Consider the following 13754-nt stretch of genomic DNA (forward strand, 5'->3'; position numbering starts at 1 on the left):
CCGTTTTGACGGGCGGCCCTCACGTGGGCCAAACGTCGGCCCCGGTTCCCTGTCGGCTGCCGCCGCCAAACCGGGACCGGCACGCCTCAACGGCCTATCGGCGGCACAACGGGCCGCGCCGCTGCCGTCAAAACGTCGTGCTCGAATCGCCTTAAGGGGGGCTTAGAGGCAAAAGCCTAAACCTTATAAGTGCCGAAATTTGAAGTTGACGGTTCTGGTTTTGAATTTGGGCCCCCCCTTGAGGCGTTCTGAGCACGCTTTTTTGAAGATCGCGGGCCCGGGCCTGTCCGATCCGGCCCGTGGGAAGTTGAGGGCCGGGAGTTGGTCCGGGCTCCTTCAAAAAAGCGCGCGGAAGCCGTCGGGGGCGACTTTCTTTTGGATACTTTTCTTTGGGCGTCCAAAGAAAAGTATCCCGGGTGTGGGCCGGGGAGGCCCACGACTTGGATTTCTCGGGTCCAGGGCGAAGCGCCTGGGATGTTGGTGCCGGGTGTGGGCCGGGGAGGCCCACGACGGTGATTTTCCAGTTGAAATAAAAATTTCGTGAGTTTTTATAGTTGAGGAAAAAAGATGATCTTGGTGATCGATAACTACGATTCCTTCACTTACAACCTCGTCCAATATTTGGGCGAGTTGAAGCAGGACGTCCGGGTGGTCCGGAACGACGAAATCGAAGTCGCCGACATCGCGCGGATGGCGCCCGAACGGATTTTGATCTCCCCGGGCCCCTGCACCCCCAAGGAAGCCGGCATTTCCGTTGACGTCATCCGCGAATACGCCGGAAAAATCCCCATTTTGGGTGTGTGCCTCGGCCACCAATCCCTGGGCTACGCCTTCGGCGGCAAAATCGTCCGGGCCAAAAAATTGATGCACGGGAAGACTTCGCAAATCCGCCACGACGGGAAGGGCGTGTTCAAGGGGTTGAAGAACCCCTTCACGGCCACCCGCTACCACTCCCTGGTCATCGAAAAGAAATCCCGCCCCCGAGATTTGATCGTGACGGCGACCTCCGAGGACGGCGAAATCATGGGCGTCCGCCATCGAAAACTGCCCGCGTTGGAAGGCGTTCAGTTTCACCCGGAGAGCGTGCTCACCGAAGGGGGACGGGCCCTTCTTAAAAATTTTATCGGCATGCGTATCGGCGATTGACAAGAAGTTCCGTCATTCCCGAATGACTTTGTCGGGAATCCAGCCTTATTCGGTAAAATGTGGCGATGGAGAAATATCCCTGTGTATACCTCCTGGCCAGTCGCCCGCAGGGGACCTTGTACCTGGGAGTGACCTCGCAATTGGCCAAGCGAGTATGGGAGCACAAACACGACGTGGTGGATGGTTTCAGCAAAAAATACGGTGTCCACCGCCTTGTTTGGTACGAACTTCAATCCTCCATGACTTTGGCGATTCAGCGTGAAAAGGCCCTCAAAAAATGGAATCGGAAGTGGAAATTGCGCCTCATTGAACAATTCAACCCCCTTTGGAAAGATTTGAGTGACGAGATACAACTTTAAGACTCGATGAATGTCCCGAATCGGAATTTACCGGTAAATATTCCGGGACTTCCCCTTTCTCATTCCGGCAAGGGGTTGGCCGGAATCCAGCCTTGAAACTGGATTCCCGACAAGACCATTCGGGAATGACGAGCGAAAACAAACGAACAAAGATAAAAGAATAGGACGCAAACCGATGATTCAAACCGCCATCGCCAAATTGGTCGATCGCCACGACCTGACTTTCGACGAAGCCCGGGAATCCGTGGCCGAGATTTTCGGGGGTCACGTCCCTCCGAGCCAGATCGCGGGTTTCTTGGTGGCCCTCCGCATGAAGGGCGAGACCGTGGAGGAAATCGCCGGGGCGGCGGAGGCCATGCGGTCGGCCGCCACCCGCATCCACCTGCCCGAGGTTTCGGTCATCGCCGATACCTGCGGCACCGGCGGGGATAAGCAGGGCAGTTTCAACATTTCGACCGCCGCGGCTTTTGTGGTGGCCGGGGCCGGTTTCACCGTGGCCAAGCACGGCAACCGCTCCATCTCCTCCCAGTGCGGGAGCGCCGACGTCCTGGAGGTCCTGGGGGTGCGGGTGGACCCGGCGCCCTCGGTGGTGGAACGGTGTTTGAAAGAGATCGGCATCGGTTTTCTGTTCGCCCCCGCCTTCCACCCCGCCATGAAGTTCGCCGGCCCCGTTCGCCGGGAGTTGGGCGTTCGAACCGTTTTCAACGTGCTGGGCCCCCTCACGAACCCCGCCGGGGCCAACGCCCAGGTGGTGGGCGTTTTCTCCCCGCGCATGGTGGAGGTGTTGGCCAAGGTCCTGGTTCGATTGGGCACCCGGGAATCCCTGGTGGTCCACGGCGCGGGGCACGACGAAATCACGCTTTCCGGCAACACGAAGGTGGCGGACATTCGCGGGGGACGCATCACCCACCGCACGTTGACGCCCAAGGATTTCGGGTTCAAGCGGGTCCCGGCGTCGGTGTTGGTGGGCGGGGACAAGGAAACCAACGCCGACATCATTCGCCGCGTGTTGAAGGGCGAATCCGGCCCCCAGCGGGACGCCGTGGTGGCCAACGCCGCGGCCGCCGTTTGGGTGGCGGGTCGCGCCGCGGGCCGGGCCGATTTAAAGACCCTGATGCACGGCCGCCGCGCGGCCGAGGCCTCCATCGACACCGGCGCCGCCCGGGAAAAACTGGAGCGGCTGGCCGTTCTTTCCAATACCCCGTGAGCGAAACCAAGGGGTTGGACCGAATCGTCGCCCGGGTGCGGGCCGCCCTCCCGGACAAACAGCGGGCGGTGCCCCTGGCGGTCCTCGAGAAACGGGCCCGGGAAAAACCGCGCCCGCTTGACTTCCTTTCGGCCGTCCGCCAACCGAACCGCGTGTCGGTCATCGCGGAACTCAAAAAAGCGAGCCCCTCCGGGGGCCTTCTCCGTCCCGACTACGACGTGGCCGCGGGGGCCAAATCCTACGCCGCCGCCGGGGCCCGGGCCCTCTCGATCTTGACGGAGGAAAATTATTTTCTCGGCGAACCGGACCACCTCGGAAAAGCCAAGGCGGCCTCGGGACTGCCTGTTTTGAGAAAAGATTTCGTCGTCGACCCCTATCAAATTCACGAGGCCCGGGCCTTCGGCGCCGACGCCGTTCTTTTGATCGTCGCCCTGTTGGAGGACAAAACCCTGCGGGCGCTTCTCTCCATCGTCAAGGAATGGGGCATGACGCCCCTGGTGGAGGCCCACGACGCCCTGGAATTGCGGCGGGCCCTGGACGTCGGCGCGATGCTGGTCGGCATCAACAGTCGGAATTTGAAGGATTTAACGATGAACCCCGGGGCGTTTGAGACGTTGCTCCCCCGGGTGCCTCCGGGCGTGACGGCCGTGGCCGAAAGCGGGATCAAAACGGCGGAGGACATCAAAAAAATTCGGGCCCTGGGGGCCCGGGCCGTGCTGGTGGGGGAATCCCTGCTCCGGCAAAGCGATTTGGAATCCGCGACGCGGGTTCTCGTGGAGGCGGGACAATGATGAAGGCAAAGATCTGCGGCATCACCAACGAGGAGGACGCGACCTGGGCGGTGAACCTGGGCGCCCACTTCATCGGGCTCAATTTCCATTCGGAAAGTCCCCGGAAAGTGTCCGTGGACCTGGCGGCCCGGATCGCCAAAAAAGTGCCGCCCTTCGTTCCCCTGGTGGGGGTGTTCGTCAATCAAACCCCGGCGGAGATCGTGAAGATCGCCCAAAAAGTCGGTCTGGGCGGAATTCAACTCCACGGGGACCAGACGCCGGACGATTGCCGGGCCATCGCCGGGCAGCTGGAAAGTTTTGTGATGCGGGCCTTCCGCATCGGCGGCGAAGCCGACCTGGAGCCCCTGGCCGCCTTTCAAGAGGTGTGCAAATACGTCCTCTTGGACGCCCGGGTGGAGGGCCAGCCCGGCGGCACCGGCCAAACCTTTCCCTGGGAGCTGGCGGCCCGGGCGAAATCCTTCGGCGTTCCGATCTTCCTGGCCGGCGGGCTCACCCCGGAGAACGTGGAGGCCGCCGTCGAAGCCGCCCAGCCCTTCGCCGTGGACGTGGCCAGCGGGGTCGAAAAATCCCCGAAGCGGAAGGATTACGACAAAATGAAAAAATTCCTGGAAGTGGTGAAATTTTCTTGAAAACCCACGCCCTTGGGAACCAATTAAAAATGGCTCGGAACCCTGGGGTAAGTTGTCCGCTTGAATTCTGTTTCAAGGACTGGGCCCCGGCCTTCGCCGGGGCGACGAGCCTTTGAGACCGCCGTCCTCACGAAACATCCGGGCCATTCGCGAATATAAGGCATTTAAGGCAAAGGATGAGCGGATCCCATGCCCAAGACCCCCTGCGTGTACCTTTTGGCCAGCGGTCGAAATGGGACCCTCTATGTTGGAGTAACCTCCGATCCTGTGAAGCGCGTCGGGGAGCACAAGAACAATTTGGTCCCTGGTTTCACAAAGAAATACGCCGTGCACTATTTGGTTTGGTATGAAATGCATCCGACCATGGAGTCGGCGATCCGACGGGAAAAGGCCATGAAGGAATGGAAGCGGAAATGGAAATTGAATTTGATAGAAAAAACCAATCCCCGATGGCTCGATTTGTATGATTCCATCGTCCACTAAGGTTCGTCGCCCCGGCGAAGGCCGGGGCCCAGGGCGTAAAACGTCGGTTCGCGGCTGGGCGGTCGGGCTTCAACGGTGGGTCGGTGGAATTTTTTTCGGAGACCTTCAATGAAAACAAAACATCCCTTAACACGGCCTTCGATGCTCCTGGCCGATCTTCCCGACCGCCGCGGTTACTTCGGCGACTACGGCGGGCGATTCGTGCCCGAAACCCTGGTGGCGCCCTTGGAAGAGCTGGAAGCGGCTTTTCGCCGCCTGCACCGGGACCCGGCGTTCAAAAAAGAGTTGAACGACCTCCTGTCAAAATTCGCCGGACGGCCGACCCCGCTCCTTTTTGCCAAAAATTTGACCGGGCGCCTCGACGGACCCCGGGTCTACTTAAAGCGCGAAGACCTCTGCCACACCGGCGCCCACAAGATCAACAACACGCTCGGGCAGGTCCTGCTCGCCAAGCGGCTGGGGAAAAAGCGCGTCATCGCCGAAACCGGCGCCGGCCAGCACGGGGTCGGCACCGCCACGGCCTGCGCGCGGCTGGGCCTGGCCTGCGAAGTCTACATGGGCGCCGAGGACATCGAACGCCAATCGCTCAACGTGTTCCGCATGCGAAGCATGGGGGCCAAGGTCATTCCCGTAACCACCGGGTCCCGCACGCTCAAAGACGCCATCAACGAAGCCATGCGGGACTGGGTCACGAACGTCCGCACCACGTTTTACTGTCTGGGTTCCGTCGTGGGGCCCCACCCCTACCCCTGGCTGGTCCGGGAGTTTCAAAGCGTCATCGGCCGGGAGGTCCGGTGGCAGATGAAAAAAGCCGAGGGGCGGGACCCCGACGCCCTGGTGGCCTGCGTCGGCGGCGGGTCCAACGCCATCGGCCTTTTCGCGCCTTTTTACGACCACCCCAAGGTGAAGTTTTACGGCGTCGAAGCCGGCGGCGACGGCCTTCGCACGGGCCGCCACGCGGCCACCCTGTGCACGGGAACGCCCGGCGTGCTTCACGGCGCCCGGACGTATTTGATGCAGGACGAGAACGGCCAGGTCCTGGGCACCCACTCCATTTCGGCCGGGCTCGATTACCCGGCGGTGGGCCCGGAACACTCCTTCTACAAGGACACCGGCCGCGCCACCTACGTGGCCGCCACGGACAAGGAGGCCCTGGCGGGGTTTAAATTGTTGAACGAAACCGAAGGCCTCTCCGGCGCCCTGGAGTCCGTCCACGCCGTGGGGTATTTGCCGAAGCTTTGCCGCCGAATGAAAAAAAACCAGTCCGTCGTGGTCGGCCTTTCCGGCCGGGGAGACAAGGACATGGTTCAGCTTCAGCAATTCCTGAACCATTGAAATGAGGAAAAATTACCGGGCCCTGGGCGCGTTGCTGGTCGGAACGGTCCTTTGTCCGTTTCCGTCGTCGGCCGCCCTCCTGGGGGAAAACAAAACCTGGACCCTCTCGCCCAAGATCGGGTTTTCGCCCTTCACCGGGGTGTTGGGCGCGGAATTCCGATGGGAACACCTCGGCCTCGGCGCGGGCTATTCAACCGTGGGGGTGAAATACTATTTTTGGAAGAGTGGTTCCTCCCCCTACGTGGGGCCGTTTTTTTCAAAATACCGGCTGGACCACAACGAAACCATCGACGGCATCGATTACGATCGCTACACCCATCGGGAAGCCGGGGTTTCCGGCGGCTACCAATGGCAGTGGCAATCCCGATGGAATTTGGAAGTGGGCCTCAAATATTCCCGTATTAAGAAGAAGTGGGAAAAATCGCCCCGTTGGCGGGAAGAAAAGGGCAACTTCATCGGCCCGGCCGTCGCCGTCGGATTCGCTTTTTAGCCGCCCGTGCCTTTTTCCGCAGGCTTTTCGCGCTTCGCGCTCCTATCGCTTGTCCTTCCCCTGGCGCCGTCGACGCTTTCCGCGGCCGGCGCGGGAACACGCCCCGCCGCTATTCTCCGGCTCGGGGTCGGGGCCCGGGCGGCGGCCTTGGGCCAAGCCTCCGTGGCCTTGGTGGACGACGCCTCCGCCGTCTACTGGAATCCCGGGGCCCTCTCTCGCCTGAACGGGGGCAACGCCCTCCTCTCCCACGGCAGTTTCCTCAACAATGAATTGTCCTACGACGCGGCCGCCGTCGGTCGGCGGCTTTCCGGGGCCTGGGCCCTGGGCGTTCTTCTCCAACACGCCTCCGTGGGTTCCCTGTCCCGGTTGGACGCCGCGGCCCAAGAAACGGGAAGTTTTTCGCCCGCGGACACCGCCGGAACCGTGGCCCTGGCCCGAACCGTTCAAGGCCACGGGATCGGCGTTTCGCTCAAATACATCCGAAGCAAAATTCAACACACAGCCTCGACGCTCGCGGGCGGCGTGGGGTATCTGTCCCCGGCGCTTTGGGAAGGCACGTTGCGGGTGGGCGTCGCCGCCGACAACTGGGGAGGAAAACTCAAATACGCCGCTCGCGGCGAATCCCTTCCGGCCTTGCTCCGCGCGGGGGTGGCCTACGTTCCCCGCCCCGGCTGGGAAGCCGTCTTCGACACCGAGCGGGTTCAAAAGGCCGACCCGACCTACGGCGGCGGGTTGGAATATCACCGGGATTTTCGCGGCGGCCGCGCGTTTCTGCGCGGCGGTTACACGACCCGAACCAAAGACCAGGGCACCGCGGCGGGTTTCTCGGCGGGCGCGGGAGTCCTTTTTCGGAAAATCGGATTGGATTACGCCTTTCTCCCGGACGGGGATTTGGGTTACACCCACCTCTTGAACCTGTCTTTCCAATTCCGATAGGGCGATGGCGGACTTCTCCTTCACGGACCTGCAGATCTCCCACCTCCTGGTGGCTCTGCGTCGCTACCGGGAAATGTTGCTGAACGACGAGAAGGACCCGGGGCCGGCCATGATGGACGCCCTGATCGTGGACGACCTTATAAAAAGGTTTCGAGCGGCCAAGACGCCGAATCCGCCTTCTTAAAACGTATTTAAAAATCAGCCTGTTTTTCTTTCCTCCTTCCTTTATAAGCGGTTTCATATTAAAATAGTGTCCGTGCCTCTTTCTTGGGGGAAGGATTTCTTTTGTCGCAGCGTATTTTAAATCGAATTGACGGCGTGTTTGCGGATTTAAAGAAAGAAAAGCGCCCCGCTTTCATCGCCTATTTGACCGGGGGGTTTCCCACCCTGTCCGGGATGGACCGCGCCGCCAAGGATTTGGTGCGCGCCGGCGTGGATATTCTGGAAATCGGGGTTCCCTTTTCGGACCCCATCGCCGACGGGCCCACCATTCAGTTCGCCTCCCAGAAGGCCCTGGAGGGCGGCGCGACCCCGGATAAGATTTTGAGTTGGGCCCGGGGATTTCAACGGAAACACAACGTGCCCCTGGTGCTCATGACCTATATGAACCCCGTGGCCCATCGGGGGTTCGCCCGGTTCGCCCGGGAGGCCCGGGCGTCGGGGGTGGACGGGCTCATCGTTCCCGATTTGATTCCCGAAGAGGCCGGCCCCCTGCGGGCGGCTCTGACGAAGGTGGGAATTCACTTGATTCATTTGGTGGCCCCCACCACGCCGCCGGCCCGGCGGCGATGGATCGCCCGCCAAAGCGGCGGGTTTCTCTACGCGGTGTCCGTGACCGGCGTGACCGGGGCCCGCAAAGGTTTTTCTTCGGACCTTCCGGCTTTCTTAAAAGACCTTCGCCGGGGATCGCCCGTGCCCGTGGCCGTGGGGTTCGGGGTGGCGACCCCGGCGGACGCCCGGCGCCTGGCGCCCTTGGCCGACGGCGTCATCGTGGGTTCGGCTTTTATTCAACGCTTAAGAAACAAAGAATCGGTGGCCGGTTTGGCCCGCGCTCTGCGCCAGTCCATGGATTGTTAGGAGAAATGCGGTTCACATAGGCCGTCATACCGGCGAAAGCCGGTATCCAGTCTCAAAGGCGTTATTTCAGAACCGATTAAAACCCTGGACCCCGGCCTGCGCCGGGGTGACGAACCTTAAGTAAACGACATTGCCGTTAGGAGAGAATCATGCCCGTCGACGAATCCGGAAAAAAGAAATCCGTCCCGCACGGCTTGTGGACCAAGTGTCCCAAGTGCGAGCAAATCATTTACAACAAGGAACTGGAGAAGAACCTCAAGGTCTGCTCCAAGTGCGGCACGCCCCTGCGCACCACGGCCCGGGAACGCGTGGCCCAGTTGGTGGACGAGGGCACCTTCCAGGAAATCGCCCCGGACTTGTCCGGCGTGGACCCCCTGGGCTTCGTGGACACCGCGCCCTACGTTCAGCGCCTGAAGGAAAGCAAAAAGAAAACCGGCGAACGCGAGGCCATTTTGGCCGGCGTCGCCCAAATCAACGGACAGCCCGTGGCCCTGGCGGTCTTGGATTTCGGCTTCATGGGCGGCAGCATGGGCAGCGTCGTGGGGGAAAAAGTCACCCTCGCCATCGAGCGCGGCCTGAAAGACCAACTGCCGGTGATCGTCGTCTCGGCCTCGGGCGGCGCCCGCATGCAGGAGGGCATCCTCTCTTTGTTCCAAATGGCCAAAACCAGCGCGGCCCTGGCCCGGTTGGATAAGGCGCGCCTGCCGTTTATTTCCGTCGTGACCGACCCCACCACGGGCGGCGTGACCGCGAGCTTCGCCATGCTGGGCGACGTGATCGTGGCCGAACCCAAGGCCTTGGTCGCTTTTGCGGGCCCCCGGGTCATCGAGCAAACCATCCGCCAGACCCTGCCCCAGGGCTTTCAACAGTCGGAATTCCTGCTCAAGCACGGCATGGTGGACGTGGTCGTGGACCGCGCCCATCTCAAAGGGCGCCTGTCGGAATTGGCGGCCTTTTTCATGGCCGCGCGCAAAGCCGCCGCGGCGGCCGTCTGACGCCTCCCCTCCCTTGATTCGGCCCGGCCTGGAGCGGATCCGGAAGGTCCTCTCCCGTTTGGGCCACCCCGAGGACTCTTTTGCCGCGGTGATCGTCGCCGGGACCAACGGCAAAGGGTCCGTCGCGGCGATGGTCGAGTCGACCCTCCGCGCGGCGGGTCACCGCACCGGTCTTTACACCTCGCCCCATTTGATGGATCTGCGGGAACGCGTCCGTCTGGACGGCGTTCCCATTTCCAATGCCCGGTGGCGGCGGCTCGAAGCCCGTGTGCGTCGGGCCGCCCGGGGGACGGGCCTTTCCGAATTTGAAGCCCAAACGGCTCTGGCCTTTTTGGCCTTCGCCGAAGCCGGCGTGGACCTCGCGGTGTTGGAAGTGGGCCTGGGCGGCCGATGGGACGCCACCAACGCCCATCCCGCGCCGGAAGTGACCGTCGTGACCTCCATCGGGCTGGACCACCGGGAGTGGCTCGGGCCCACCCGCCGGCACATTTACCGGGAGAAGCGCGAAGTGGGGCGCGCGGGCACAGTGATGGTTCAACACCTTCCCAGGGGATTTTGGAAGGAGAGCGATCGCTGGGCGGAAGAGACCGGCGTCCCGCTCTGGACCCTGGGCCGGGAACTTCGGGTTCGTTCAGCGCCCGGTCGAAAAGACGGCGACGGGAGAATGTCCGTTCAAGGGCCGGGGTTTCAATTTTCGAATTTGGTCGTTCCTTTTCGCGGCCCCCATCAAGTTCAAAACGCCGCCCTGGCCGTGGCGGTGTCGGCGGCCTTGATCGCCCGGGGGTGGAAAATCCCGGAGGCGGCGCTCCGTCGGGGAATCGCCGGGGCCCGTTGGCCGGGCCGTTTCGACGTGGTGGACCGCCGGGGCCCCGTGGTCCTGGACGGCGCCCACAACGCCGACGCCGCCCGGGCCCTGGCCCGGGCCTGGCGGACCTCCGCCTGGGGCCGGGAAAAAGCGACGCTTCTTTTCGGTTGCTTGAAAGACAAAGACGCCGCCGCCATGGCGAAACACCTGGCCCCCCTCGCCCGGCGGGTGTTCGTGACCGCCCTGCCCACGCCCCGGTCCCGAACGGCGGAGGAGCTTCGGCGGCTGTGGGCCCGGCGGCGCCCGACCGCGACGGTGAATAATTTAAACGACCGCCGGGAAGTCGGCGCGATCTTCGGGGCCGGTCCCGTGCTGGTCACGGGGTCCCTGTATTTGGTGGGCGAAATGATGAAACGCTTTTCAAAAAAAACGCCCGCCCGGAAAGCGGCGTAAGAGAGACACCATGCGAAACGGATTGAGACTGGGGATTGACCTGGGCGGCACCCAGGTCAAATTGGCCCTGGTCGACGAACGGGGAGCGATTCGGAAACTTCAACGCGTCGAGACCGACCGCCGCCCGGCGGCCCTGGTCGCGGCCTTGAAGAAGGCCGTGGCCCCGTGGTTGAACCGCCCCCTGCGGGGCACCGGCGTCGGCGTGGCGGGCGACGTGGACCCCGTCAAGGGCGTCGTCCGTTTCGCCCCGAACCTCCGATGGAACAACGTTCCCCTGGCCGCCCTGTTCCGAAAGAACCGATTTCCCAAGCCGCTCTTCATCGAAAACGACGCCAACGCCGCCGCCTGGGGCGCCTATCATTTGGAATTTCGGGGGCGCGTCAAAAATTTGGTGGCCTTCACCCTGGGGACCGGCGTGGGGGGCGGGCTCATTTTGGACGGACGCCTTTACCGCGGCGCCTCCGGCACCGCCGGGGAACTGGGCCACATGGTGATCGAAGCCGACGGCGCCCCCTGCGCCTGCGGCAACCGCGGCTGCCTGGAGGCCTATTTGGGCGGGGCGGCGATGGTGGCCTGGGCCCGGCGCGAGTACCGACGGGCCGGCCGCGCGGCGGGAGAACTGGACCCCAAAATTTTGGAAGACCGCGCCCGGGCCGGGGACCGGATCGCCCGGGCCGCCTGGCAGCGGGCCTCCCGGGCGCTGGGCGTCGCTTTGGCCAACGTGCTCAATATTTTCAATCCCGAGGCGATCTTGCTCGCGGGGGGCGTGGCCCGGGGCGCGCCGCTTTTCCTTCCCGCCGCCCGCCGGGCCATGGCGGCGCGGGCCTTCGCCACCCCCGCCCGGGCGGTCAAAATATCCGTTTCGAGTCGGAGCGCCGATCTGGGCGTGGCCGGCGCGGCGCTCCTCGTTCCTTAATCCATGACGCGAAAAGGGTTTGGGCGCGGCGCGGTGCTCGGCCTTCTTGTCCTGGGGGGGACGGCCCGGGGACGGGCCGAAGAATCCTTCGTCGTTCCAGAATCCACGGTCGCCCTGACCACCGCCACTCTCACCTGCGATTACCTGGAATTCCGGTCCACCGATAACGCCGTGATCGCCCGGGGGAACGCCGTTTTGCTCTCGAGCACCACCCGCCTGGAAGCCGACGACTTGACTCTTTACCTCTCCAGCCGGGTGGCCCAGGCCCGGGGGCACGTCTATTTGGAAGAAGGCGGCGCCCGGGTGTTGGCCGACGATATCGACTACGACTGGGGCGCTTCGACCGGGGTGCTTTCCAACATTTTCGTTCAACAGGGCCCCTGGCGCGTCTGGGCCCGTCGGGTCAAGCGATTGGGCCCGGACCTTTACCGCCTGGAGCGCGCGGCCTTCACCAGTTGCGACCTGGACCCGCCCCACTACCACTTCCGCGCCCGCCGGGCCAAATACTGGACGAAAAAGCGCCTGTCCGTCTCCAACGCCCGTTTCGCGGCGGGCCACGACCCGGTGTTCTACTGGCCCTACTACAGCAAATCCCTGAAAGACAACCGCTGGACGTTGACGGTGGATCCGGGCAACAGCGCCCGGAACGGCTATTTCGCCAAGTCGGTATTCACCTATCCGATTTCGGACGAAACCCGGGCCAGCGTCCTCTGGGATTATTACTCCAAGTCCGGCAACGGCTACGGCGGGGAGTTCGCCTACAACCACCCGAAGGTTCGGGGGTCCGTCTCCGGCTACACCATCGAAGACCGGTTGACCAACGGCCGCCGGTGGAACGTCCGGGTGGGGCACTGGCAGCAAATCGCCCAACGCTGGTCCGTCCAATCCAACGTGGCCTTTCAAAGCGACCGGGACGTGAACAACACCTTCGTGCGGGACGATTACGACCGGGTGCGCCAGTTGGGGGAATCCAGCCTGGCCCTCACCCGGAGCGGCTCCATATTCACGTCGCGGATTTCGCTGGAGCACGATCGCTCCTTCGACGCGGACCAGAAGCGGTTCGTGACCCAGCGGACCGTCCTGCCCCAGGTGAGCGTCCAGTCCAGCCCGATTCGCCTCGGCCGCAGCAACTTTTATTTCAACACCTCGGCCAATTTCCGGAACGAATACCTTCGGCCGTCCTTGTCGGGGTTGACCCCCAACCCCATCAACCCCGATAAAGACACCTACCGCCAATACGGCGACGGCACGCTGGGTCTCAAATGGCGCCTGCCCCTCACGAAATCCCTCACCCTGGAACCCTCGGCCGGGGTGACGGAGCAATGGCAGTCCCACACCGATTCGGGAACCGTCCTGGACCCGGCGGACGTCACCCGGGGGCGGGGGTTCACCAACCTCAATTGGCGCCACCGGGTGACGCGCTCCCTGGATTACGACTTGACCCACCGCTACAAAGTCCGCTGGAGCCCCAACACCTTCCACCGGGACACCCTGGCGGCCGACCGGGGTTTGGAACAAAACGACCTGGCGTTTTTCGGCTCCTACCGGGCCGGATCGTCTTTTTGGGCCCGGGCCACGACCGCCTACGACCTTCGGGACACGCCGAACCTGAACTACCAATCGCCCCGCCAACGTTTCACGCCGCCGGCTTTGGAAGTGAGCGCCCAGCCCCGCCCCTGGGTCAAGGCGTTCCTGCGCGAAACCGTTCGGCTCTATCCCGTGCGCCAGCCCCAAACCACCGCGGCCACCCTGCGCTTCGGTTCCGACGACAAAACCTATTTTTCCAACGGAATTAGCTACAATGTCGGCCGTCCCGGAGAGCTGGATATTTCCCAGGGCGCCGCCTTTAATTTGACGCGGGGCTGGTGGCTGTCGGGCGACGTGCAATACACCGCCACGGGCCGGGGGCATTTCCGTTACAATAAAATTGATTTCCGTGAAAAAAACCTCATCGTTCGCCGGGACCTTCACTGCTGGGTGGTTCGCGTGACCTATCGCGAGCGCCCCGGCGTCAACGAGGTCTTTTTGCGCGTCGACCTGAAAACGAATCTGGAATTGAAGCAACGGACCGCCCTGCCCGACGAACAGCAATTCCATCCCGCCCGGGACACCCGGGACGCGTACTGATAGGG

Annotated in this window: 15 protein-coding genes; all 15 read left to right on the top strand. The window is 63.0% G+C overall.

Annotation, left to right across the window (positions count from 1 at the left end; all coding sequences use genetic code 11):
• The first annotated feature begins 567 nt into the window (after window positions 1-567).
• The 15 genes from IPP68_10130 to IPP68_10200 all read left to right on the top strand — a co-directional run bounded on the left by IPP68_10130 (window position 568) and on the right by IPP68_10200 (window position 13749).
• Window positions 568-1146: an aminodeoxychorismate/anthranilate synthase component II gene (locus tag IPP68_10130; GenBank protein MBL0350711.1), complete on the top strand. Its 579-nt coding sequence runs from the start codon at window positions 568-570 to the stop codon at window positions 1144-1146.
• 65 nt (window positions 1147-1211) lie between these two features.
• Complete coding sequence (locus IPP68_10135; GenBank protein ID MBL0350712.1) at window positions 1212-1505, top strand: GIY-YIG nuclease family protein; 294 nt, start codon at window positions 1212-1214, stop codon at window positions 1503-1505.
• 175 nt (window positions 1506-1680) lie between these two features.
• Entirely contained in the window at window positions 1681-2712 is a 1032-nt protein-coding gene (gene trpD, locus IPP68_10140) for an anthranilate phosphoribosyltransferase (protein ID MBL0350713.1), read from the top strand.
• Entirely contained in the window at window positions 2709-3503 is a 795-nt protein-coding gene (gene trpC / locus IPP68_10145) for an indole-3-glycerol phosphate synthase TrpC (GenBank protein MBL0350714.1), read from the top strand. Before trpD ends, trpC begins: the two co-directional genes overlap by 4 nt.
• Window positions 3500-4132 (top strand): phosphoribosylanthranilate isomerase, encoded by a 633-nt coding sequence (locus IPP68_10150; GenBank protein MBL0350715.1) that lies wholly within the window; start codon window positions 3500-3502, stop codon window positions 4130-4132. The genes trpC and IPP68_10150 overlap by 4 nt, the downstream gene beginning before the upstream one ends.
• Window positions 4133-4321: 189 nt before the next feature.
• On the top strand, window positions 4322-4615 hold the full coding sequence (locus IPP68_10155; GenBank protein ID MBL0350716.1) for a GIY-YIG nuclease family protein: 294 nt from the start codon (window positions 4322-4324) through the stop codon (window positions 4613-4615).
• Window positions 4616-4756: 141 nt separating this feature from the next.
• Window positions 4757-5950, top strand: coding sequence for a tryptophan synthase subunit beta (trpB, locus tag IPP68_10160; GenBank protein ID MBL0350717.1), 1194 nt, complete (start codon window positions 4757-4759; stop codon window positions 5948-5950).
• Window position 5951: 1 nt separating this feature from the next.
• Window positions 5952-6440, top strand: a complete 489-nt coding sequence (locus IPP68_10165) for a TonB-dependent receptor (GenBank protein ID MBL0350718.1) — start codon at window positions 5952-5954, stop codon at window positions 6438-6440.
• Between the two features lie 6 nt (window positions 6441-6446).
• A complete protein-coding gene (locus IPP68_10170; protein MBL0350719.1) occupies window positions 6447-7376 on the top strand; it encodes a PorV/PorQ family protein in 930 nt (309 codons plus the stop codon).
• A gap of 4 nt (window positions 7377-7380) precedes the next feature.
• The gene (locus IPP68_10175) at window positions 7381-7560 is read left to right on the top strand and encodes a hypothetical protein (protein MBL0350720.1); all 180 of its coding nucleotides are present in this window, start codon (window positions 7381-7383) and stop codon (window positions 7558-7560) included.
• A gap of 101 nt (window positions 7561-7661) precedes the next feature.
• Window positions 7662-8453: a tryptophan synthase subunit alpha gene (locus tag IPP68_10180; GenBank protein ID MBL0350721.1), complete on the top strand. Its 792-nt coding sequence runs from the start codon at window positions 7662-7664 to the stop codon at window positions 8451-8453.
• A gap of 149 nt (window positions 8454-8602) precedes the next feature.
• Window positions 8603-9448 carry an acetyl-CoA carboxylase carboxyltransferase subunit beta gene (locus IPP68_10185; protein MBL0350722.1) on the top strand — a complete coding sequence of 282 codons (846 nt, stop codon included), beginning with the start codon at window positions 8603-8605 and terminating at the stop codon, window positions 9446-9448.
• 13 nt (window positions 9449-9461) lie between these two features.
• The gene (locus IPP68_10190) at window positions 9462-10706 is read left to right on the top strand and encodes a bifunctional folylpolyglutamate synthase/dihydrofolate synthase (GenBank protein MBL0350723.1); all 1245 of its coding nucleotides are present in this window, start codon (window positions 9462-9464) and stop codon (window positions 10704-10706) included.
• Window positions 10707-10716: 10 nt separating this feature from the next.
• Window positions 10717-11622 (top strand): ROK family protein, encoded by a 906-nt coding sequence (locus tag IPP68_10195; protein ID MBL0350724.1) that lies wholly within the window; start codon window positions 10717-10719, stop codon window positions 11620-11622.
• 33 nt (window positions 11623-11655) lie between these two features.
• Window positions 11656-13749, top strand: a complete 2094-nt coding sequence (locus IPP68_10200; protein ID MBL0350725.1) for an LPS-assembly protein LptD — start codon at window positions 11656-11658, stop codon at window positions 13747-13749.
• Window positions 13750-13754: the final 5 nt, after the last annotated feature.

The organism is Elusimicrobiota bacterium (assembly GCA_016722575.1).
Taxonomy (GTDB): domain Bacteria; phylum Elusimicrobiota; class Elusimicrobia; order FEN-1173; family FEN-1173; genus JADKIY01.

Excerpts from the sequence above, each read along its gene's own strand:
- IPP68_10195 (MBL0350724.1), top strand. The coding sequence starts at position 10,717 with ATGCGAAACGGATTGAGACTGGGGATTGACCTGGGCGGCACCCAGGTC.
- IPP68_10185 (MBL0350722.1), top strand. The coding sequence starts at position 8,603 with ATGCCCGTCGACGAATCCGGAAAAAAGAAATCCGTCCCGCACGGCTTG.
- trpD (MBL0350713.1), top strand. The coding sequence starts at position 1,681 with ATGATTCAAACCGCCATCGCCAAATTGGTCGATCGCCACGACCTGACT.
- trpB (MBL0350717.1), top strand. The coding sequence starts at position 4,757 with ATGCTCCTGGCCGATCTTCCCGACCGCCGCGGTTACTTCGGCGACTAC.
- IPP68_10135 (MBL0350712.1), top strand. The coding sequence starts at position 1,212 with ATGGAGAAATATCCCTGTGTATACCTCCTGGCCAGTCGCCCGCAGGGG.
- IPP68_10155 (MBL0350716.1), top strand. The coding sequence starts at position 4,322 with ATGCCCAAGACCCCCTGCGTGTACCTTTTGGCCAGCGGTCGAAATGGG.
- IPP68_10130 (MBL0350711.1), top strand. The coding sequence starts at position 568 with ATGATCTTGGTGATCGATAACTACGATTCCTTCACTTACAACCTCGTC.
- IPP68_10165 (MBL0350718.1), top strand. The coding sequence starts at position 5,952 with ATGAGGAAAAATTACCGGGCCCTGGGCGCGTTGCTGGTCGGAACGGTC.
- IPP68_10150 (MBL0350715.1), top strand. The coding sequence starts at position 3,500 with ATGATGAAGGCAAAGATCTGCGGCATCACCAACGAGGAGGACGCGACC.
- IPP68_10175 (MBL0350720.1), top strand. The coding sequence starts at position 7,381 with ATGGCGGACTTCTCCTTCACGGACCTGCAGATCTCCCACCTCCTGGTG.